This is a genomic window from [Clostridium] symbiosum (assembly GCA_036419695.1).
In the GTDB taxonomy this organism is placed as follows: domain Bacteria; phylum Bacillota; class Clostridia; order Lachnospirales; family Lachnospiraceae; genus Otoolea; species Otoolea symbiosa_A.
The window spans coordinates 4115136-4137735 of the sequence record CP143946.1 but is presented as its reverse complement, the minus strand read 5'-3'; the positions used below and the strand labels follow the sequence as shown (position 1 = coordinate 4137735).

The window sequence follows — 22600 nt, the reverse complement described above, 5'->3', positions numbered from 1 at the left end:
GAGGACGGAGCGGAAAGCCCTGACGGCGGCAGTTCAAAGTGATGAAACCGGTAACTTCAGGGCATAGAAGACCGTCCTGATTCTGTCAAAGGTTATATAATAATTTGTATAACACTTTTCAAATCGTACAGGTATATGGATAAAAGGCGTGCCAGCCTGTATAATTTCCCGTAGAGGACGCGGGAACCGGGCGGTATTTATAACGGACGGTTAAGTTGGCGGGAAGGCGGCCTGCGGAAAATAAACAGAAGCGGAGGATGTAGGCATGAACACATTTGAAAAAGCGGCAAATGCAACTTATCTGACTGTCCTGAGCCAGGGACAGCTTTATGGAATACCCCTGAAATACGTTGTACATATCATACCGGTCCAGAAGATCAGGGAGGCGCCGGAACTTCCTTCTTATGTGAAGGGAAAAATTAAACATGAGGGAACCTCCATTCCCGTGATAGACTTAAGACTCCGTCTGGGGCTTGAGGAAACGGCCTGGGATGAGGAAACCTGCATTGTAGTCATGTATGTTCCAACGGGGACGGTTGGACTGCTTGTGGATGCCGCAGGGGAGATAAAAGAACTTGCAGACGGGGACTGCAGGATGGAGACGGAAGAGGAGAATCCATTTGTCCTCAAACAATGTATTAAAAATAAGCAGGAAATAAAAATCCTGGATTTAATGAAGGTAGTAATGATGTAAGGAGCTGGAAGGATATGGCATGTGCATCCTCGCGGAGCATTTTTTGATCCAGATGCCGTAATTTCCTATGAATGAAAAAAGAGCGCTGTTAAATTCGGCGCTCTTTTTGATATAGAAATGATGGAATCTGTAAAACCGGAAAACGCGTTAGTGAAGCGCTTTGATTTTGGGAAAATATTCAAACAATACTTTCGCAGTTATTTTCTCTTTTGGGACGAAGTGGTTTTTCCAGTATCGGCCGTCAAACGAGTTGTTCCGGTTATCGCCCATCATAAAATAACTGTCTTCTGGAACTTCAAAATGAAGACTCTCTTCCGGCTCCATGTCCTCACGCAGATAAGGTTCATCCAGGGGCGTTTCCGACCCGTTCAGATAGACCTCTCCGTCCCGGATGTCAATAATATCACCGGGAATGCCGATGATTCGCTTTACATAGTGGACGGTTTTTCCCTTTTTATTTATTTCGGAGTCACAGGCAGGGCAGACATCCGGCCGCTCGCCCTCGATCCGCCTGTGGCAGACCGGGCATTGCCAGCCAAAGACAAAGATGGCGATATCGCCTCGTTCCGGCTCCGTGAAATGGTAGTTGAGACGGGAACCGATGATCCTGCTTCCCGTCATAATGGTATTTTCCATGGAGTCGGAGGGAACATCGCTGTTGGCGATAATAAATGTGTTCAGGACAAAGGCAATGACAGCCGCGGTGGCAATAATCTGAATCCAGCTTATCAGTTCCGCCTTAAATCCCTTTTTCTCTTCTGAATTTTTATTCTCTGTTTTATTTTCCATATTGATTTTATCGACCTCGTTTATTTTCTGATTTGTCATGGTGAATAGTACTATTATACACATCCTGGGCTAAAAAGCAAACCTGCCGTCTGCGCCGGATGTCCCGGGAAAGTGTGTTAGTTACTGTTCACTCGGGAAGTATTCTGCGAGGTGTTTTCACGTGCTTTTCGTGAAAATCCCGAGTTCTGCGGCGCGATGCAACGAAAAGTGCGCGATGCGGTGTGAACAGTAACGTGAGTTAAGTCTCATGAAGCGGGGGATTGATGCAAATGCAGAAACCGGCCAGGAGGAACCCGTGAAGTGGACTGGTGATGCGAACTGTGTTAAAATGGGGATGGAACTGTGTTAAATGGGGGATGAAAACGGTGCTAAACGGGAGTTAGAGACTGTTTTAGACTGAGCATAATGACGGTGTTAAGCTGAGCATGCAACTGGAAACGGCAGACATTAGGGAGGATTTACTAATATGAAAGAAACGACAGACAGGGAAACACTGGAAGAAATACTTGATTTACTGGATGGCATGGGAATGCGGTACTGGATTGACGGTGGATGGGGAGTTGATATCATACTGGGCAGGCAGAGCAGAGAACACAGGGACATTGACGTGGACATTGACGGGGAATATACGGATGTTTTGCTGAAGGCCCTGGAAGATAAGGGATATGTGATTACGACAGACTGGAGGCCATGCCGCATTGAACTCAGCCATCCGCTTCTCGGATATATCGACATCCATCCTTTTGTTATTGCAGAAGACGGCAGCGCCAGGCAGGCCGACCCGGAGGGCGGCTGGTATGAGCTGCAGGCGGAATGGTTTTCTTCCGCCGTATTCGAGGGCAGGAAAATTCCGTGTATTTCGGCCGAGGCGCAGAAGCTGTTCCACACCGGATATGAGCCGAGAGAAGTGGATAAGGTGGATATGCAGAACCTGGACGCATTTTTAAAGGGACAGGATAAATTGTAGATGACACCGTTTTTTGGTATTGACTCTTCCGCAGCGTAAGGCTTTAAGATAGATTTAAAGGAAGGAGGATACGGTGAAAACGGTAAAAGAGGTGTCTGAGATAACGGGACTGAGCGTCAGGACATTGCGGTATTACGATGAAATCGGTCTGCTGAAACCTGCCGGACTGACAGAAGCCGGCTATCGGCTTTACGATGAAACAGCGCTTGAAAAACTGCGGGAGATTATGTTTTTCAGGGAGCTGGAAATCCCTCTGGCCGATATAAAGGAGATGATGGAACGGCCTGCCTATGATATAAAACAGGCTCTTTCACTTCAAAAGTCCCGGCTGGAACAAAAAAGAAACCACTTAAACGGAATTATAGAACTGATAGGCGATGATGTGGAGCACATCGGTAAAATGAATTTTGAAGCATTTAATGAGGAAGATATTGATAAAATCATAACCCATTCCCTGGAACGGCAGGGAAAGGAATCAATTGAGGCAATCATCGGTAAATTTGGGAGTATTGAGGCATACCGTGATTTTTTTGCCGAGAGTATGAAAGATGAAAAAATGAGTGTTCATTTCATTAAAATGTACGGAAGTAAAGATAAGGCGGTGGAGGCAAGCTTAAATTCCACGGGGGACGGTGGAGAACTTGAGAAAATGCGTGACGGGAACGACAGGATCTACAGATTGTTTGCCCGGGCTATGGAAACCGGTGATGAGGCCCTGGCGATGGAGGCGGTCAGAATGCTTTCCGAAAATTACAAGTCCATGTTCCGGATGGACAATGCCAGGTATCTGCTTCTGAGAGTGGCGGAGGATTATCTGGAGGAAAAGAAGGTTCCGGAGCTCATTGAGGCAACGGAAAAAGAGTACGGCCGGGGAATCACGGAATACATCGGCAAAGCTATCCGTCGTTACTTCGGTGAATAGCGTAAGGTTTAGAAAAATTAGAAAAATAGGAAAGAGTTCCTGTAAACCAGATATTATCATGGTTCACAGGAACTCTTTTCCGCGTTGTGAGTGCGTCTGATAGGAATCGAACCTACGCCTCAGGCTCCGGAGGCCGGCGCTCTATCCACTGAGCTACAGACGCATCTTCATTATTCTACTATATTTTATTTCTCTTGGCAAGGTCTTTTATAGAAGTTTTATTGCTTTTTATATTGGATTTTGCTAGAATAGAGCAGAACAACGGCCTCTGTAAAGCCGTTACGAAGTATGCAGTTAATAGTAAATAAAGTTGCCCCGACGAAGGGGATTAGCCAGTCTATCAGGAGGATACAGGATGGGAAGAAGCAGGAAAAAACAGCCCGACGGGCCGGTTCAGCCTGAAAACTCCGACCAGTCTGTGAATATAAACAGAGCGGACAGCGGGACAGCAGAGGAAAATAAAAAGACAGAGGATAGAACAGAGGTTGTAAAAAATGCCGCAAAAGATGATGCGCGAGAGAATGCGCCCGAGGCCGGGAAACATTTTTCCGGAGAACCGGTGACGAAAAAGGCATCGTCAAAAGAACTAACCGCGTTAAAAGAAACATTAACAGCTTTGGAATCATCAATGGAGAAAGAATCGCCAGCGGTCCCCAAAACACCAATGGTACAAGAATCACCAGCGGTCAAAGAATCATTAATGGTAAATAAATCACCGTCGGCGAAAGAATCATCAATGATAAAAGAATCACTGGCAGCGAAAGAATCACCGGCGGTAAAAAAATCATCAACGGCAAAAGATTCAACTACGATAGAAAATTCATCAGCAATCAAAGAAGTATCCACAATAAAAAAAACGCCGGTCGGAAAGACGCCTTTAAAAGAGCAGCCTGCAAAAGAGCCGGTGTCCCGGAAAGCGCCTTCAAAAACGTTATCATCTAAAGCGCCACCGTCCAAGGAAATCTTACCAAAAGAACATTTATCAAAGGAACCGTCAACAAAAGAATCATCGTTAAAGAAAACATCACTAAAAGAGCCATCAGCAAAAGAATCATCACCAAAAAAAATATCACTAAAAGAACCGCCTGCGAAAAAAGTACCGGACAAAGAATCGGCGGTAACACAGGCTAAGAAAAAAGAGATAAAGGAAGCACCGTCAAGAGAAAGGCCAAGAAGCAGGAAAGCGTCCGACACACAGAATCACCCCGTCGAAGTCCGGGAAGTTCCTGAGGCCGGGAAAAAATCGTCAGGTAAACCGGATACAAGGGTCAAACATTCCAGAAAACAGGGACAGGCCTCAGAACAGGCTCCTGGACAAGCACCGGCAGAGCCCCGGGACAGGCGGCGAAGCGCCTCAAGAGGGAAACAGACGGCGGCGGACAATGAACTGCGCCGTTATATTCTGCTGCTCAGCGTTCCGCTGATCGCCCTGATACTGGTGGTGGTACTTCTGATTTCAGGAAACTTCAGAGGTTCCGGGGAAGCAGTTACGGCTGCTCCGTCGAGACACAGCGTGGACACGCTTCCGGAAAATGCGGAGATACCGGTCATTGAACCGGATACTAAGGAATACTTCCACGACTTTGGAGGAAGCATTCTGTCCCAGGATACGGTTCCCGAGATTAACCAGTTGATGGAACAGTATTTCCTTGCGACTACAGATTGTGATATGGGGACATTTCTCCATCTTTTCACATCCCAGGACACCAGTGAGGAAGAGCGGTTCCGTCAGGACTTTGAAAAACAGAAACAGTATATAGAAGGATACCAAAATATCTCCTGTTACACGACCCCGGGACTTGATGAGAACTCCTATGCGGCATATGTCTATTATGAAATCAAATATGTCGGGGTGGAGACACCGGCGCCGAGCCTTGTCCAGATTTATGCGGTCAAGGGGGAAGACGGCATTTACAGAATCTTTGATCAGGAAATGTCACCGGAGCTGGAAGATTTCCTGGAACAGCTTTCGGTAAATGAAGATGTCAGGCTTTTGATTTCCCAGGTGGATCAGCAGGCAGAGGAGGCCATGGCGGCAGATCCGGCCCTGAACGAGCGGATTCAGTATATGAAGCAGGGACCCGACTATATGCGCGAAGAGGAAACCCCGGCACAGGAAAGCCAGGAGGGTGACACGGCGCAGCAGTAATCCGGAATAAATATTAAATGATAAAGAAGAGGCAGCAAAATGGATGTAAAAGATTTTTATTATGACTTACCACAGGAATTAATTGCACAGGATCCGCTGGAAGATCGTTCTTCTTCCCGTCTTCTGGTGCTGGACAAGGACACAGGTGAGATAGAGCACAGAGTTTTCAGGGATATTTTATCTTATCTCAGGGAAGGGGACTGTCTTGTCATTAACGACACAAAGGTAATACCCGCCCGCCTGATTGGAAGCAAAGAGGGAACCGACGCTAAGATTGAGGTCCTGCTTTTAAAACGAAGGGAAAATGACATCTGGGAGACGCTTGTAAAACCGGGGAAGAAGGCAAAACCGGGTACCGTTATAAGCTTTGGGGATGGCCTTTTAAAGGGCACGGTAATCGATGTGGTGGAAGAAGGAAACCGCCTGATTCAGTTCTCCTATGAGGGAATCTTTGAGGAAATCCTGGATCAGCTTGGACAGATGCCTCTCCCGCCCTATATCACCCATCAGTTACAGGATAAAAACCGCTACCAGACCGTCTATGCAAAGCATGAAGGTTCTGCGGCCGCTCCGACGGCGGGACTTCATTTTACAAAAGAGCTGTTACAGCAGATTGAGGATATGGGGGTCAAAATTGCCCATGTCACGCTTCATGTGGGCCTTGGCACATTCCGTCCCGTAAAGGTGGAAAACGTCCTGGATCATCACATGCACTCTGAGTTCTATATCGTGGATGAGGACGAGGCTGAGAAGATAAACAGCACAAAGAGAGACGGAGGCCGCGTTATCTGTGTGGGAACGACAAGCTGCCGCACCCTGGAATCGGCAACGGGAGAGGACGGAATCCTGAGAGCCGGAAGCGGCTGGACGGAGATTTTTATCTATCCGGGTTACCAGTTTAAAATTCTGGACTGCCTGATTACCAACTTCCATCTGCCGGAATCCACCCTGGTTATGCTGGTTTCCGCCCTGGCGGGACGCGAACATGTATTGGCGGCCTATGAGGAGGCTATTAAAGAGAGATATCGGTTCTTCAGTTTTGGGGATGCGATGTTTATTATGTGAGGATTTAGTTGAGATGCGAGGACGCCTCTGTAAGACGGCGGACGGGGGAGTGGGTTGGATGGATGAGTCTTCAGTCCCGGTTTATAGGTTGTGGTGAGGGGGAATCCAGGAGAAAAGATTCCTACGGGGACTCGCTTCCGCTTGTGGAGCGCACAGCGGATGCTAAGACGTCAAAGAACGCCGTCTAAGCACCGGCGGGCTCCAATGTCCCCTTCGGAATCTTTTATCCTTCCTTCCCCGGGCAGGTTGTCGACGGGACTGAAGACTCAGCGAAGTGTGTTGCCCCGTCCGCCGGCTTCAGGGGCTGATTGTCTCTTTCGTCAAGTGCGGAGGGAGGTATTGTCGCGGCCACTATGTAGTCGTGAACTTTTTACTTTAAGAAGGTATCTCGGGCTGGATTCAGAGAAAAATCCAAAGCTAAATTTAATGATGAATCAAAAAATTCAATGATTTTTCAATGATAGATCAGGCACTAAAGCTCAGACTCATCAATTGAATACCATGCAGAAGGCATTCTTCTGGAATTCGGGGAAAAGTAGTGGCAGAGACAATCCCTCCCCCCTTTGAAGGAATAAGAACAGATCAGCGGCCGCAGGCCGGGGGTCGGGATGGCGAAAACCTTCGCGTCTTCAGTCCCGGGGCATAACCTTCCCGTGGAGAATCCGGGAGAAAAAGATTCCGGAGGGAACCTGGGAGTTCATCGGCACTTACCGAGGTCTTTTCGAGGTTAGTGTCCGTTATGTACTCCAAAGAGCGCAAGCGTTTCCCGGAGGAACTTTTTCTGCCCGGATTCCCCACCCGCGACAACCTGCAGGCCGGGACTGAAGACTCACAACCTCCCCTCACCATCCCGAACTCCGACCGTCCCGGCGGCGTTCTCATTCCTCAATAAAATCCCTAAATAATAATCATATAGCGACTCCAACAACGAAAAGTATGCTTCGCGAACTTTTCATTGCCACTCAATAAAAAATGGGATACCGAAAATTCATTTCATGAGTTTTCGGTATCCCTATGTTTATGAAAAAAAGGAGTAGTATGAAAAAACGTTTTTATTGCTTCTAAAGCTGGCCCCCCGGTTCTATACCAGATATTCCTCGATATAATGCGAAGCCACGGCCCCGTCGGCGGCTGCGGTTACGATCTGGCGAAGGGGTTTGGTGCGGGCGTCGCCGACTGCGAAGACGCCCGGGAGGTTTGTCCTGGTGGTTTCGTCGGCAACCAGATATCCCTGCTTATCCATTTCCACCTGTCCCTGGAAGAGGCCGGTGTCGGGCACTCTGCCGATGGCGGCGAAAACGCCGTCGCATGCGATTTCTTTTACCGTGCCGTCGTTATTTGTTACGATAACGCCAGACACTTTTTTATCGTGCAGAATTCCGGTTACCCGGCTGTTCCAGACAAATTCTATGCCGCTGTTTTTAAGTGGTTCCAGATAAATCCTGGAGGCGCGGAGACTGTCCCTGCGGTGTACGAGATACACTTTTTTACAAATCTTTGAAAGGTACAGCGCATCCGCGGCCGCGCTGTTTCCGCCGCCTACGACGACGACCGTCTTACCTTTATACATCATGCCGTCGCAGGTGGCACAGTATGCCACTCCGCGGCCGCGAAGCATCTTTTCCTCTGCAAGGCCCAGTTCACGCGGGGAAGCGCCGGTAGCGAGCACCACCGCACGGGCCTCAATCTCTCCCTTGGAGGTGGTGATTTTCTTAATATCCCCGTCCAGCTTTGCCTCCGTGACGTTCACAAAAGCCGTTTCCACGCCGAAACGCTCTGCGCCTTTCTGCATCTTCTCACCCAGTTCAAAGCCGTCAATGCCCTCATCGAAGCCCGGGTAATTATCTACCTGGCCGGTGGTAGCCATCTGGCCGCCTGGGGAAAGTTTTTCCAGTACGATGACCGAATAGCCGCTTCTGGCGCAGTAGAGCGCCGCGGTATATCCTCCCGGTCCGCCGCCAATGACGGCGACATCATATGATTGTTTCATCGGATACCTCCTCCTACAGTGCGCCGTTTTCTTTTAACCATTCTTCAATTGCATCCTGTGAAGGCGGGTTAACGACGGAGTCCACCATTTCACCGTTTTTGAATAAAATCAGAGTCGGGATTGTGTCTACTTCATATTTTTCTGCAAGTTCTTCCTCGGTATCGATATCGAGCTTTGCCACCTTGATTTTGCCTTCATATTCGGCCTCCAGCCTGTCTACGGCAGGGGAGAGACGGCGGCAGTAACCGCACCAGGGAGCCCAGAAATCAACTACCACAGGTTCGGAAGATTTTAAAACAGTTTCATCAAAATTTTTGTTTATTGTAAGTACGGCCATATCGGCACCTCCTGATTATTATTATAATTAATTATAGAGCAAGTTTGTTTAAAAGTGAAACGGTTTATACATAAAGCCGCTGAAACGGTTTTTGGGGGAAATATTTTCACATTAATACACGCTGCCGGCTTTACGGACCAGATTTTCCATGAGAAGCTCCATTTTAGGAACCGCCGGATGGCTGTCCAGGCCGTAATCCGAGGCCATTTTTGAAATCCTCGGGAATGCGAGCCATGTGCTTCCGGCTTCATCTTCCCAGACGGAAATCTTAAGAGGCAGCTCCAGGGAGATGCTCTGATCCTTCTGCATCAGTCCGGTGCCCACAAGCGGGGAACCGAATACAAGAACCGTAGTGGGGCGAAGCTCCAGCCCTGCTTCCCTGGCATTGGCGGCGTGGTCAAATTTTGCAAAAAGAGGAATCTTTCGATCGGATAATTCTCTTTCCAGTCTTTCTACGGTTGCTGCGGCCGGAAGCTGTCCTTCGAAAAGGTAGAGCTTATTGTCGTCGTAGCCCGTGGAGAGGAGGTCGCCGAAGGCTCCGGCAATCCGGCGTCCCAGGTTTGTGAAATCCACGCCCTCTTTATTGGCGAGCAGGGTGACGCATACCAGTTCTTCCGAGTGGGTGAATCGGCTCAGGAAGCAGGAGTAACCGGGAAGGGAGCCTTTGATATCCATCAGGCCGCGGTGTTTGTAAAACTGCCACCCGGCCACCGCAGGAACCTCTTTGCCGTCCGGCAGGTTCCAGGGGGTATAGACCATTGCCCTGTTTTCAGGCTGATGAATCAGCACGGAACCGGCAAGGCCGATATCCCAGGTGGAAATATCCTGTGCCGACGCCCAGATATCCGAGAAACCGGGAAGCGCGGATGACGGGATGCGGGGGATAGGATTCCCGTTCTCATCGTAGCTTGCCGCAGGTTCCGTCGGATCGATGTAGGTTCCGTCCTTCTTGAAAATTTGATGTATATTTTCCGTCAGGGATACATCCTCATGGACAAATCCACCCAAATCCTCGGCAAAACCTGTGTGTCGCAGGCCGAGATAGTGAATCTGGCGCTCAGTGACAAAATCACGGTAAGATTTACCGGAAATAGCCTCGACAACCTGGGTAAGCAGCAGGAAGTTGGATGCGCTCAGACGGACATCCGTGCCGGGTGCAAACTGGAGAGGCTGGTCTGCAATCAGGCCGGTCAGTTCCCCTTTCTGCCATTCCCTGAAAGGAGTCCAGTCCTTGTTTTCACGGTAATCGGGAAGTCCCGATGCATGGCGGAGGAGCTGTAAAATGGTAATGCCTTTAAAGGTTTCAGGAAGTTTAGGGAGATATGCTTCAACCGCTTGGTTGATATCGAGTTTTCCCTCCTCATAAAGCTGCATGATGGCTACGGCTGCGAATGCCTGGGAGATTGGCCCTGCCGGCCACATTGTATTTGCAGAAGCGAGGCGCTTCTGTCCGGCATCGGAAACGCCGTATCCGACCACTCTTGGTATATAGGGCGCCTGAACGATAGCCAGCGTCAGGCCGGGAATCTTTTCTTCCTTCATAAAATCCCAAATCATTTCATCAACAGTCCGGCCGAGATAAGATACATCGGCGCTGCCACGCATTTTCATCGTTTCGTGTTCTCTTGTGTTCATAGAGCCCTTCCTTTCTATGTGCCGGATGCAGTCCGACGTTATCGTTGTGGTATATGTAATCGGAAAAGTTACATTTCTTAATTGTAACTATAACAGTTACAGTTAAACTTGTCAAGTGATGTTTGTAAAAAAATTGATAATCGGTTATAATTAAGGGCAACGATTCAGTATCTTCATAGTTACCGCTTCGCGATGCACAGAAACAGCATAAAATGCGGTTTCACGCTTTACAGCACACTGTTTTTTGGCAGGGGGCGAACAGCGGCCTAGTTGATGGAAAGAATTTATATCGGAGCATCGGAAGGACGGTGTTCCTTTTTTGGCTGATCCGGTGGAGGTAAAAATGGATTTCAGAGCTTTATTAGATACGGAAGAATATAATTTTATCAGGGAGAACGGCCGTCTCGGAAAAAATATCATCCTCCTTGCAATGGGAGGCAGTTATTCCTATGGAACCAACAACGCGGACAGTGACATTGATATCCGCGGAATTACGCTGAACCAGAAATCCGATCTGATCGGAATGACGGCATTTGAACAGTACGTGGATGATAAGACGGATACGGTAATCTACTCCTTTAATAAGATGATTAACCTCCTTTTGAGCTGTAATCCGAACACATGTGAGCTTTTGGGAATTGAGGAAGGGAAATATCTCTATCTGAGCGGTATCGGAAGAGAACTGCTGAAGCGGAAAAAGATGTTTCTTTCAAAAAAGGCAATCCAGTCCTTCGGAGGCTATGCGGATCAGCAGCTTCGCAGGCTCCAGAATGCCCTGGCCCGCGATTCCTACGGACAGAGTGAGAAAGAGCGCCATATTCTGAACAGCGTCAACAATGCAATGCACACCTTCAGGACCCGGTATGAGAAGTTTGAGGAGGGGCAGATCCGGCTGTATATCGGCCGTTCCGAAAGAGCGGATATGGAGACGGAAATTTTTATGGACGCATCGCTCACCCACTATCCGCTGCGCGACTACAAGGGGCTGTGGGCAGAGATGAATAATATCGTGAAGGAATACCAGTATCTGGGAAAGAGAAACAGGAAGAAGGACGACAATCATCTGAACAAACATGCCATGCACCTTCTCAGGCTGTTTATGATGGCTCTCGATATTCTGGAAAAGGGAGAGATCAATACATACCGCGGGGCGGAGCTGCCTCTTCTTATGAGTGTGAGGAATGGGGAATATCAGAAGGAGGACGGTTCGTACCGCGGGGAATTCTATGAGATTTTAGCGGATTATGAGAAGCGCCTCGATTATGCTGCAAAACATACGCTTCTTCCCGATGAACCGGATTACCGGGCCGTGGAGGAATTTGTCATGGAAGTGAACGAAAAGGTGGTCAGAGATGAAATACAAAAATTTTGAAGGTACGATAGAAGAGCTTGTGAATTTGAAACTGGATGAGATAGAGCAGGAGGAGCATGTAAAAATTCTGCATGCAGTTGAATCGGGCAGCAGGGCCTGGGGATTTGCCTCTCCGGACAGTGACTATGACGTCAGGTTCGTCTATGTGAGGACGGCAAAAGACTATCTGAGGCTGGATGAAAAGAAGGACTTTATCGACTGGGAGTTAGATGAGACGCTGGATATAAGCGGCTGGGATCTCTCAAAAACACTGCGTCATTTCCACAAGTCAAACGCCACTCTGTTTGAGTGGAGCAACTCACCGGTGGTATACAGGACAACGCCGGAATGGGAGAGGGTACGGAAAACGACGGAACGGTATTTTTCCTGCAAAGCCGGGATGTACCATTATTATGGAACGGCCAGGACCAATTTTACCGAGTATCTCCAGGGGGAGGAAGTAAAATATAAGAAATATTTTTATGTCCTTCGCCCCATCCTTGCCTGTAAGTGGATTGAGGAGAACGGCTGCCCCCCGCCGGTTCTGTTTTCCGAGCTTGCGGCCTCGGTTTTGGAGGAGGAAATGCGTCCGGCCGTTGAACGGCTGATCGCCATTAAGGTGAAAACGCCGGAGACGGGAAAGGGCGGGAGAATTGAAGAACTGAATGATTATATCAGCCGGAATCTCGATGCATTTAAGAGGAAGACCGCCGCGATGCCGGACGACAGGGTGACGGACTGGGAGGAACTTAACCGTCTGTTTCTGGAACAGATTAAATTGATGGAGGACAGTGCAAAGAGGCTGGAAAAGGGATGAGAAACGGCGTGGAAAACAGAAAAGATGTAAAAGTACGGAAAGAAGCGCAGAGAGAAGTACGGAAAGAGGCACAGAGAGAAGTACGCAAAGATGTGCAGAAAGAAGCACAGAAAGAAGTACGCAAAGAAGTGCGGAAAGAAACGCAGAAAGAAGTGCGGAAAGAAACGCAGAAAGAAGTGCGGAAAGAAACGCAGAAAGAAGTACGGAAAGAGATGCAGAAAGAAACGGGAGAAATCCGCCTGAACAAGTATCTGAGTGAATCCGGCGTCTGCTCCAGACGGGAGGCGGACCGGCTGATTGAAGCCGGAAAAGTGACGGTGGATGGAAAGACGGCAGTGACGGGAATGAAGGTGTTGCCGTCCCAGGCGGTTACCGTGGATGGAAAGACGGTGGGGGGGAAAGACAGACCGGTTCTTCTTGCGGTCAATAAACCGAGAGGAATTGTCTGTACCACCTCCGATAAGGACAGGGCGGAAAATATTGTGGAGTTTCTGAAATATCCCGTCCGCATTTATCCGATAGGCCGTCTCGATAAGGATTCCGAAGGCCTTCTTCTGATGACAAACCAGGGAGAACTGGTCAACCGTATCTTAAGAAGCCGATATGGCCATGAAAAAGAATACCTTGTGACGGTGGACAAGCCTGTTACGAAAGATTTTATAGAGAAAATGAGCCGGGGCGTGGAGATACTCGACACATGCACAAAACCCTGTGAGGCGGAGAAGACGGGGGAGTGTTCGTTCCGCATCATTTTGACTCAGGGCCTGAACCGGCAGATACGCAGAATGTGCGAGGCTCTCGGGTTTCATGTGAAAACTTTAAAGAGAATCCGTATTATGAACATGAAACTGGGCAATTTAAGGACAGGAGAATCACGCGAAATAACCGGAGATGAATGGGACGAACTGAACCGTATCCTGGGACAGGGAGAAGCAAATTAAAATAAGAACCGTAAATAAAGAAAGGCATAATATATGGCAGAGCAGACATCATCAATCGAACATAAGACAGCAAGAATCCGTGAACTGGTAGAGATTCTTTCGGAGGCAGGACGCGCTTATTACCAGGAGAGCCGGGAAATCATGAGCAACTTTGAATATGACAAGCTCTATGACGAACTGGTATCCCTGGAGCAGGAGACGGGAATCCGGTTTGCAAACAGCCCAACCCAGAATGTCGGCTACGAAGTGGTTGGATCCCTGCCGAAAGAGCGTCATGAGAAACCCATGCTTTCTCTGAACAAGACAAAAAGCGTGGAAGATCTGAAGGAGTGGCTGGGAGAACAGAAGGGGCTCCTTTCCTGGAAGATGGACGGCCTGACGATTGTGCTTACCTATGAGGGAGGCACTCTTGTCAAAGCGGTAACGCGGGGCAACGGCGAGATCGGGGAAGTCATCACCAACAATGCGAAGGTTTTTGCCAATGTTCCTTTAAACATAAGCTTTACCGGCCAGATGATCCTGAGAGGGGAGGCAGTCATACGCTACTCGGATTTCGAGAAAATCAACGCCCAGATAGAGGATGTGGACGCGAAATACAAGAACCCGAGAAACCTGTGCAGCGGTTCCGTTCGCCAGCTCAATAATGAAATAACGGCTCACAGAAACGTCCGTTTCTATGCATTCAGCCTTGTAAAGGCGGAAGGCGCGGACTTTAAAAATTCCAGAAAAGAGCAGTTTGAGTGGCTTCGTTCCCAGGGATTTGAGGTGGTGGATTACAGGGAAGTAACGGGGGAAACGCTGGAGGATGCGGTCCGGGAATTTTCGGAGGCTGTTTCCAGCAATGATATCCCGTCCGACGGCCTGGTGCTGCTTTATGATGATATCGAATACGGCCAGTCTTTGGGCAGGACGGCCAAATTCCCCAGAGACTCGATTGCATTTAAATGGATGGATGAGATACAGGAGACAACACTCTCCTATATTGAATGGAGCGCTTCCAGGACGGGGTTAATTAACCCCGTGGCCGTATTTGAGCCGGTTGAACTGGAGGGGACGACGGTCAGCCGTGCCAGTGTCCATAACATCAGCATCATGGAGGCCCTGGAGCTGGGAGCCGGCGACAGGATTACCGTCTACAAGGCCAATATGATTATCCCGCAGATAGCGGACAACCTGACAAAGAGCGGCGTCCGGGATATTCCGGAGCACTGCCCGGTCTGTGGCGCGGATACGGAGATTAAGCAGATAAATGATGTCAAATCTCTCTACTGTACCAATCCGGAATGTCAGGCCAAAAAGATAAAGAGCTTCACCCTGTTTGTCAGCCGTGATGCGCTGAATATAGGCGGACTTTCCGAGGCAACACTGGAAAAGCTGATTGGCGTTGGCTTTATCCATGAGTACGCCGATATTTTCCACCTGGAACGCTATGAGCAGGAGATCGTGGTAATGGAGGGCTTTGGCCAGAAATCCTATGACAACCTGATTGCTTCCGTCAAAAAGGCGGCAAAGACTACGCTGCCGCGAGTGATTTACGGCCTGGGAATTACGGGAATCGGCCTTGCGGGGGCAAAGATGATCTGCCGGACGTTTAAAAATGATTTCACCGCCATGAGAAATGCAGAAAAAGAAGAGCTGGTAGCGATCGACGGAATCGGAGACGTGCTGGCGGATGCCTGGATCAGTTTCTTTGGCAGCGAGAAGAACAATGAAATTGTGGATCATCTGCTGAGCGAACTGACCATCGAGGAAACGGCGGAAGAAGAGGGCGGAGAGGCCAGATTTGAAGGAATGACGTTCGTCATTACCGGCTCGGTGGAACATTTTAAGAACCGTAAGGAGATACAGGAGCTGATTGAGCAGCAGGGCGGCAAGGTGACCGGCAGCGTAACGGCAAAGACAAATTATCTGATTAATAACGATACGACGTCCAATTCATCAAAGAACAAGAAAGCGAAGGAGCTTGGAATACCGATTATTTCGGAGGAAGAGTTTATTGCAATGACAGGCGTTGAAGAATAAAAAAGTGGATGATTCCGGGAAAAGGCACCCGGAATCATCCACTTTTGCAATGGAGGCGCAGAAAATTCTGAAACAGTTTAATGAAAATATGTATTTTCCTGAGTCACATTTTATATCTGATGATACAGCCGGCTGAAAATTTCCACGTGCATCTGTTCATCCGCAGAAATCCTTCTCAGGATATCACAGATACCCACATCCTGAATCCAGGACGTCTGCTGCATGTATTTGTGAATGGCTGCCTGCTCCACTTCGATGGCCTGGGCCAGGATTGTGCGGACATTGGATTCCGGGATGCGGCAGCCGGGAGCCGGCGGCTGTATGTGCGGGTATTTCAGGCAGGCCGGGTTCCAGTACAGGTATCTCCCGCTCCGGGGCTGGCGGCACCAGAGACGCGGGTTTTCACCCAGCTGCATCGCCAGTTCGCCGAACAGATTCAGGTGCTGCATCTCCACCATGCTTATGCGGAGAAATGCCTCGTCCACATCTTTATATCCTGTCGTCACCAGATGTGCATAGAAATACAATCCAACGGCAGACATCTCCGAATTCTGCCCGGCCATATTGTCGAGCATGGCGGCCGCATAGTGGGAATTCTGCCCGGAAATTTTTACGGGAGGATACGGCGTTGCAGCCTGATAGGCAACATCGCAGCTTTGTAAAGGCTGAGCGGCGGCTTCACACATTTTATTCTGTCCGTTCTGCTGCCACCGCGGTGAGTTTGATGGTGAATAATTCTGCTGGCAGACGGTGTTATCAGGCGCCGTCTCCTCACAGGAACTGTTTTCCGTCCTGCAATTTTCCAGCCTGCAGTTTGCCGTTTTGACATTTTCGGCAGATGGGGCTTCACAGCGGATATTTTCTGCCTGAAGGGGGAGCGGTGTATTGCTTTCCTGTTTTATTGCATTCTGGCTCCTGGCATTCTGGGCCGTTTCGGCCGCTGCTGTGTTTTCCTGAAGGGGAGCCTTCCCCGAACCCGGTGCATCTGCGGCCGGATTTGCCTGCCGTTCCTCTGTTCTCTGTACCTGCGGAGGCATTGCCCGGCCTGCGCGGTTCATCTGATAATTGGTCTGGTAGTTTGGCTGATAGGGATTCTGGTTGTTCGCAAATCTGTTCTGTGGGAAAACTGACTGGGCGCTGACCAGGGTGTCAGGCTGCGGCGGGCAGATAAACTGGCCCGACTGCTGGATTACCTGCCTTGCGCTCTTCTCAGAAAATGGTTCGTTCATGATAGATTCAGTCCTTTTTTGTCCTGTTCTCTATCTATTTTATGAGGCGGACTGGCAATTATGTTTAAAATATGATATGATACAAAACACCAGAAAGCTGTAGTACAATTTTCGTCCAATCTGCAGTAAAATGATATACAGAAATGACTTTTTAGAAAGAGGTGGCTGTTTATGCCGATTAAAATTCAAAAGGATCTTCCAGCTAAAGTGATCCTGGAATCTGAGAATATATTTGTGATGGATGAGGAGAGAGCCATGACCCAGGATATCCGTCCCCTGGAAATCCTGATCCTGAATCTGATGCCCGTTAAGGAGGACACGGAAACCCAGCTCCTGCGAGCCCTGTCCAATACACCGCTTCAGGTGGACTGCACCTTTTTGATGCTGGCTTCCCATACGTCAAAGAATACATCCGCAAGCCATTTAAATAAATTTTATATTACCTTTGATGAGATTAAAAGAAAGAAATACGATGGAATGATTATCACCGGCGCTCCTGTCGAGAATATGGAGTACGAGGAAATCAATTACTGGGAAGAACTCACCAAGATCATGGAGTGGAGCAAGACCCATGTGACGTCCACGCTTCATATCTGCTGGGGGGCCCAGGCCGGGCTGTATTATCATTACGGTATCCCGAAATACCAGCGGAAGAGCAAGCTGTCCGGCGTATACCGCCACAGGGTCCTGGATCGCAAGGTGCCGCTTGTGAGGAGCCTCGATGACTATTTTTACTGCCCTCATTCCCGCCATACGGAAGTGCGGGAGGAGGATATTGCAAAACATAGTGAGCTTGTAATCCTGGCAAAGTCGGAAGAAGCAGGCGTGTTCCTCGTGATGAGCCGGGACGGAAAACAGATATTTATGCAGGGCCATCCCGAATACGACAGGATGACGCTGAATAACGAGTACCACAGGGATCTGAATAAGGACCTGAACCCGGAAGTTCCGTGCAATTATTATGAAAATAATGATCCGTTCTCTCCCCCGGTGCTGAAGTGGAGAAATATGTCTAACACGCTGTACAGCAACTGGCTGAATTATTATGTATATCAGGTTACGCCGTATCTGCTGGAGGATGAGGAATAAAAATATTTTAATCATACAAAAGTATAAAAGGTTCAAAAACCATAAGGTGCCGGTGTTACGGAAGATGATGCCCAAAAATCGGAAGGATGTATTGAAAAGCTCAGGCAAATCATGGATAATAAAGTCAGACTTGTTATCTGTGGTTACCGGAGCTTTTTGCTGTTTAAAATCTGCTTTTTGCAGTCTGTCGTTCTGCACCGTTGGTGCCCTGTGCAGATTGAAAATTTTTGCAGTTCTGCCCCGGATGGAGCAGGAGATTATGATTTTAAATCATATAAGAATAAAGGAGAGGGAAAAATGGAATACAGAAGATTTGAAACGATCCCGGAAAAGGTATCCCTTCTGGGTCTGGGCGGAATGAGGTTTCCTGTTCTGGATGATCAGCCGGACAGGGTAATAGAGGAAGGCGTGCAGGCTCTTGTCGATCATGCAGTCAGCCGGGGAATCACGTATTTTGATACGGCCTATTCCTATCATGGCGGCCGTTCGGAGGAGGTTTTGACACGGGCTTTGGGGAAATATCAGAGGGATACCTATTATCTGGCAGATAAGCTGCCGATTTGGCTGATTCAGGAAGAAGGAGACACGGAGCGTTATTTCTATGAACAGCTGGAGCGCTGCAGGACGGAGTATTTTGATTTCTATCTGGTACACTCTCTCGATCGTCTTAAGTATGCAGTCTGTGAGAAGTTCCATGTATTTGATAAATTGAAACAATTCCAGGCAGAGGGAAAAATCAGGCATCTCGGGTTTTCATTTCACGATACGCCGGAACTTTTGGAACAAATAGTGACGGACCACCGGTGGGATTTTGCCCAGATCCAGCTGAATTATCTGGATTGGGAGATGCAGGATGCGAAAGGGCAGTATGAAATTCTGGTGTCCCACGGACTTCCCTGCGTTGTGATGGAACCCAGCCGCGGGGGAACGCTGATATCCCTGCCGGAATCATCGGCAAAATTCCTGAAGGAGGTTCATCCCGAGGCGTCCTCCGGTTCATGGGCAATCCGGTTTGCCGCCTCAAAACCGGGCGTACTCTGTGTCCTAAGCGGGATGGAGTCAGAGGCAGTCATTGACGATAACGCGGCGGCTGTGACCGGCGTGAAGCCGTTTGACAAGAGGGAGCAGCAGGCTGTTGAGAAGGCGGTGGAGAGTTTCATGAAAAATAAATTGATCCCATGCACCGGCTGTGCCTATTGCCGGGAATGTCCCAAACAGGTAAACATCCCTAAAATTTTTGCCGCTTACAACCAGTATCTGGCCGGACGCGACAATTTTCAGTTTTACAATGCCTACTCCAAACTGAAACCGGAGGAAAGAGCCGTCAACTGCGTTAAATGTGGCAAGTGCATGGAGCGGTGCCCACAGTCCATACCGATCACGGACAACCTGGCAGCGGTACAGAAGCTGGCGGAGCAGATTAATGGGAACCGGCCTTCCAACTGGGAAGAACTGTGACGGACCGGCGCCGTTTCGGCCGGAGAGGGAAATCAGCCCTTGTTTTTTCCGGCAACGATTAGACAGGTCAGAATACAGCCGGATAAAAGGCCGGCCAGAAAACAGACAATACCCAACAACATAGATTTATGTTCCTTTCATAATACTCAGAAATAACGATACCGGTAAAACAGATACTGTTATATATATATTATGGACCCGATTCGGTTAAGTATAAGCATTTTGCAAATAAAAAGCTTATGTTCTGTTTTTTCATTTATTTCGCGGGGATAAAGGGGAGAGGCGCCGGGGGATTGCCTAACGGGTTTATGGATGCTATACTATATGTATACGAAAATTGACGGAGATTTTAGAACTGGCATGTTCTATGACAATGTGCAGGAAAGCTGCCGGAAGGGAGAAGAGGGCCGAAGGGAGAGCACACTCTTAAACGCCGCGTATGGCGTAGGCTCTCATCAGATTTATGAATCATAAAATTGCATTGCTGCTGCAGGAGCACTTCGCCTCATATTGCCGGGATGAGCTGGGAAATGAGCAGAAGGACTGCAGCCTGACTTATTTCACTTATAATACGCTGAAAGAGCTTCAAAAAATCTTTCTGGATCATAAAGACCAATACGACGGGTTTATCACCAGCGGCGCGGTACCGCTCAACGCACTGCGCGATATTGACGTGCCGCCCTACTCCGTCAAGGCGTACTTTGGCGGCAATCTGGAAAACACATACAGAATTCTTCTGGAGCAGGTACTGAAACGGGAAGGGACCGATCCGGCAGGGATTGGCCTTGACTACCTGGACGACGGGAAAATGCTGCAGACGGTGCTGGAGCAGGACCGCCTGCCGGAGATGGTTTCCGAGTTTGAAAATTCCTTAGTGGGGCTTTCGGAGCAGGAACTGGAGGCGGTGGAGAACCGGCTTGTTGAGAAATATTTAAGGCAGTGCAGGGAGGGCAAGCTTAACTTTGTCATCACCTATTTCCACAGTGTGGTGGAGGCGCTCGGCCGGGAAAACGTAAAGTGCTATTACTCCTACCCAAGCAGAAATTCAATGATTCAGACGCTGGAACTGTGTGGAAAAAATATCAGGCTGGAAAAGATGCGCCGCAATATTTCCGCCGTTATCCGCATCAGTCCCGATATCACCCGATGGAGAAATAAGAAAAATTCCAACCAGGAGCTGGAGATGCTGGCGTTGAAGGGCAGTATTCTGGAATACTGCAGGATGCACCGGGCGGAGCCGGTTATGAAGGATGATTTTACCGATGTGGAATTATACCTGAATACGGAGCAGGTGCAGAAGATGACGGATCAGTTTACAAACTTCGATCTGCCGGGCTACCTGGAGGAGAAAGCAGGATTCTGCGGCTTTGTGAGCATCGGCTCTGGAGATGAGCTGGGCAGGGCCAGACTCCACGCAATGCAGGCCAGAGATTACGGAAGCCGCCTCGGCCAGGATACGTGTATCTATATTGATGAAAAAGAGGAAGTCCATTCGCTGCCCCTCAAGAGCACAGCCGAAAAACCGGCTTCAGGAATTCCGGCCTCTTATGTCGAAAACATCGCGAACCAATCCCATCTGTCATCAGAGACCGTATACCGGGTAATAGCGGCAATGCAGACCGAACAGTCGGACGAATTTACGGCCACGGATCTTGTCAGGGTACAGGACTTCTCACTGCGCATCGCCACCAGAGTACTAACCGCTCTAACCGAGGCCGGTTACGCGGAAAAGATAGGACAAAAAAGAATCGGAAATAAGGGAAGACCGCTGAATCTTTACAAAATTAAAATCCAATATCGATAACAGGCCGCGTCAATACCTTATCCATTTGAGTGAACGTGGTGACTGCGGCAATACCTTATCCACCGAAGTGAACGTAGTGGCCGCGACAATACCTCATCCCACCTGAAGGAATAGAACAGATCAGCGGCCGCAGGCCGGGGAACGGGATGGCGACAACCTTCGTGTCTTCAGTCCCGGTCCATAACCTTCCTGTGGGGAATCCGGGAGAAAAAGATTCCGCAGGGAACCTGGGAGTTCATCGGCACTTACCGAGGTTTTTCACGAGGTTAGTACCGTTATGTACTCCAAAGAGCGCAAGCGTTTCCCGCAGGAACTTTTTCTGCCCGGATTCCCCACCCGCGACAACCTAAAATCCGGGACTGAAGACTCACAACCCCCCTCTCCCCATCCCATACCATCCGCCCGCCCGCGTTCTCATTCCCCAACCAACACCCCCCTTAATAAAAACCGGTTGTAAAATACCCAAATCAGTGGTATTATTTTGGTAAAGTATTTGTTAACTTTGCAGAAGGGATTCGGTATATTGTATGGTCAGAGAAAAACGTATCGAAGAGATTAAGAAATATGTGGCGGACAACGGGAGCGTTTCACTCGACGAACTCTGTGAAAAATTTGATATTTCCAAGAATACGGTCAGAAGAGATGTGGACGGTCTGGTGAAGGCAGGAGCGCTAAAAAAAGTATACGGAGGGGTGAGTTCCGTTTCATCCTCCCTGCCGGAGAGCAGCTACGATGCAAGGATGGCTCTTGAATCGGATGCAAAAGCGCAGATTGCCCGGAAGGCGGCGGAGTTTATTGAGGACGGGGACAGTGTTTTTGTGGATTCCGGTTCCACGACGGGGCGGATTGTGGACTATCTTCATGATAAAAAGAATGTTACGGTGGTGACGAATAACCTGGATTTTATTATGAAAGCGGTTCCTTTAAACAATTTGAAAGTGATTGTATTCTCGGGAATTCTGGATCGCGATATTATGGCATTTACCGGGATTGACGACCAGACGGCCAGAATGCTGAGGAATTTTAATTTTAAAAAGGCGTTTTTGTCTGCCACCGGCGTGACGGTTGAATTTGGGGCGATGAATTCCATTTTGTCTGAGACTGCGTATAAATCCACTGCCGTGGAATGGGCGAAGGAGAGGTATCTTCTCGTAGACAAGACAAAGTTCGGCAGCGTGACGATTAAGAGTTTCTGCAGACTGGAGGATATTGACTGCCTGATTACGGACGCCGCTCCGCCGGAGGATATTTCCCGTGCTATGAAAGAGAACGGCAGCCGGATTATTGAAGTGGAACGGCAGCAGGCGCAGTGAAGGGGCGGCTGTGTGTGATGACAGAAGG

At 48.9% G+C, this 22600-nt stretch carries 20 protein-coding genes and 1 tRNA gene; 14 read left to right on the top strand and 7 right to left on the bottom strand.

All coding sequences use genetic code 11. From position 1 onward, the window contains the following. The first annotated feature begins 265 nt into the window (after window positions 1–265). Complete coding sequence (locus V3C10_18650) at window positions 266–694, top strand: chemotaxis protein CheW (protein ID WVP61304.1); 429 nt, start codon at window positions 266–268, stop codon at window positions 692–694. A gap of 147 nt (window positions 695–841) precedes the next feature. Here V3C10_18650 and lepB read toward each other — a convergent pair whose 3' ends face one another. Further along, complete coding sequence (gene lepB / locus V3C10_18645) at window positions 842–1483, bottom strand: signal peptidase I (protein ID WVP61303.1); 642 nt, start codon at window positions 1481–1483, stop codon at window positions 842–844. A gap of 466 nt (window positions 1484–1949) precedes the next feature. Here lepB and V3C10_18640 point away from each other — a divergent pair, with 466 nt between their 5' ends. Next, window positions 1950–2450: an aminoglycoside adenylyltransferase gene (locus V3C10_18640; protein WVP61302.1), complete on the top strand. Its 501-nt coding sequence runs from the start codon at window positions 1950–1952 to the stop codon at window positions 2448–2450. Between the two features lie 73 nt (window positions 2451–2523). Continuing rightward, entirely contained in the window at window positions 2524–3372 is an 849-nt protein-coding gene (locus V3C10_18635; GenBank protein WVP61301.1) for a MerR family transcriptional regulator, read from the top strand. Between the two features lie 91 nt (window positions 3373–3463). On the opposite strand, the gene V3C10_18630 is transcribed toward V3C10_18635, so the two are convergent. Next, window positions 3464–3535 (bottom strand) — tRNA-Arg (locus V3C10_18630). 230 nt (window positions 3536–3765) lie between these two features. Then, window positions 3766–4566 (bottom strand): hypothetical protein, encoded by an 801-nt coding sequence (locus tag V3C10_18625; protein WVP61300.1) that lies wholly within the window; start codon window positions 4564–4566, stop codon window positions 3766–3768. A 247-nt stretch (window positions 4567–4813) separates the two neighbouring features. Between V3C10_18625 and V3C10_18620 the strand changes: the two genes are divergently transcribed. The 3 genes from V3C10_18620 to V3C10_18610 all read left to right on the top strand — a co-directional run bounded on the left by V3C10_18620 (window position 4814) and on the right by V3C10_18610 (window position 6774). Beyond that, window positions 4814–5521 (top strand): hypothetical protein, encoded by a 708-nt coding sequence (locus tag V3C10_18620; GenBank protein ID WVP61299.1) that lies wholly within the window; start codon window positions 4814–4816, stop codon window positions 5519–5521. A 39-nt stretch (window positions 5522–5560) separates the two neighbouring features. Further along, window positions 5561–6586, top strand: coding sequence for a tRNA preQ1(34) S-adenosylmethionine ribosyltransferase-isomerase QueA (queA, locus tag V3C10_18615; GenBank protein ID WVP61298.1), 1026 nt, complete (start codon window positions 5561–5563; stop codon window positions 6584–6586). Between the two features lie 62 nt (window positions 6587–6648). After that, window positions 6649–6774 carry a hypothetical protein gene (locus V3C10_18610; protein WVP61297.1) on the top strand — a complete coding sequence of 42 codons (126 nt, stop codon included), beginning with the start codon at window positions 6649–6651 and terminating at the stop codon, window positions 6772–6774. Window positions 6775–7667: 893 nt separating this feature from the next. On the opposite strand, the gene trxB is transcribed toward V3C10_18610, so the two are convergent. The 3 genes from trxB to V3C10_18595 form a co-directional block, all read right to left on the bottom strand. Beyond that, window positions 7668–8576, bottom strand: a complete 909-nt coding sequence (trxB, locus tag V3C10_18605) for a thioredoxin-disulfide reductase (GenBank protein WVP61296.1) — start codon at window positions 8574–8576, stop codon at window positions 7668–7670. A 13-nt stretch (window positions 8577–8589) separates the two neighbouring features. Further along, window positions 8590–8913 carry a thioredoxin gene (gene trxA, locus V3C10_18600; GenBank protein WVP61295.1) on the bottom strand — a complete coding sequence of 108 codons (324 nt, stop codon included), beginning with the start codon at window positions 8911–8913 and terminating at the stop codon, window positions 8590–8592. 111 nt (window positions 8914–9024) lie between these two features. Next, window positions 9025–10548: a serine hydrolase gene (locus tag V3C10_18595; protein ID WVP61294.1), complete on the bottom strand. Its 1524-nt coding sequence runs from the start codon at window positions 10546–10548 to the stop codon at window positions 9025–9027. 343 nt (window positions 10549–10891) lie between these two features. Between V3C10_18595 and V3C10_18590 the strand changes: the two genes are divergently transcribed. The 4 genes from V3C10_18590 to ligA all read left to right on the top strand — a co-directional run bounded on the left by V3C10_18590 (window position 10892) and on the right by ligA (window position 15679). Then, a complete protein-coding gene (locus tag V3C10_18590; GenBank protein ID WVP61293.1) occupies window positions 10892–11920 on the top strand; it encodes a nucleotidyltransferase domain-containing protein in 1029 nt (342 codons plus the stop codon). Then, complete coding sequence (locus tag V3C10_18585) at window positions 11901–12716, top strand: nucleotidyltransferase domain-containing protein (GenBank protein ID WVP61292.1); 816 nt, start codon at window positions 11901–11903, stop codon at window positions 12714–12716. Before V3C10_18590 ends, V3C10_18585 begins: the two co-directional genes overlap by 20 nt. A 212-nt stretch (window positions 12717–12928) precedes the next feature. Beyond that, window positions 12929–13657 carry a pseudouridine synthase gene (locus tag V3C10_18580; GenBank protein WVP64662.1) on the top strand — a complete coding sequence of 243 codons (729 nt, stop codon included), beginning with the start codon at window positions 12929–12931 and terminating at the stop codon, window positions 13655–13657. 54 nt (window positions 13658–13711) lie between these two features. Beyond that, entirely contained in the window at window positions 13712–15679 is a 1968-nt protein-coding gene (gene ligA, locus V3C10_18575) for an NAD-dependent DNA ligase LigA (protein WVP64661.1), read from the top strand. Window positions 15680–15789: 110 nt separating this feature from the next. Here the strand turns inward: ligA and V3C10_18570 are convergent, their stop codons facing one another. Then, a complete protein-coding gene (locus V3C10_18570; GenBank protein ID WVP61291.1) occupies window positions 15790–16908 on the bottom strand; it encodes a ferritin family protein in 1119 nt (372 codons plus the stop codon). Window positions 16909–17079: 171 nt separating this feature from the next. On the opposite strand from V3C10_18570, the gene metA reads away from it, so the two are divergent. The 4 genes from metA to V3C10_18550 all read left to right on the top strand — a co-directional run bounded on the left by metA (window position 17080) and on the right by V3C10_18550 (window position 22572). Next, window positions 17080–17997, top strand: a complete 918-nt coding sequence (gene metA, locus V3C10_18565) for a homoserine O-succinyltransferase (GenBank protein ID WVP61290.1) — start codon at window positions 17080–17082, stop codon at window positions 17995–17997. A gap of 297 nt (window positions 17998–18294) precedes the next feature. Further along, complete coding sequence (locus tag V3C10_18560; GenBank protein ID WVP61289.1) at window positions 18295–19455, top strand: aldo/keto reductase; 1161 nt, start codon at window positions 18295–18297, stop codon at window positions 19453–19455. Window positions 19456–19918: 463 nt separating this feature from the next. Continuing rightward, window positions 19919–21259 carry a hypothetical protein gene (locus tag V3C10_18555; GenBank protein WVP61288.1) on the top strand — a complete coding sequence of 447 codons (1341 nt, stop codon included), beginning with the start codon at window positions 19919–19921 and terminating at the stop codon, window positions 21257–21259. Between the two features lie 527 nt (window positions 21260–21786). Further along, on the top strand, window positions 21787–22572 hold the full coding sequence (locus V3C10_18550) for a DeoR/GlpR family DNA-binding transcription regulator (GenBank protein ID WVP61287.1): 786 nt from the start codon (window positions 21787–21789) through the stop codon (window positions 22570–22572). Window positions 22573–22600: the final 28 nt, after the last annotated feature.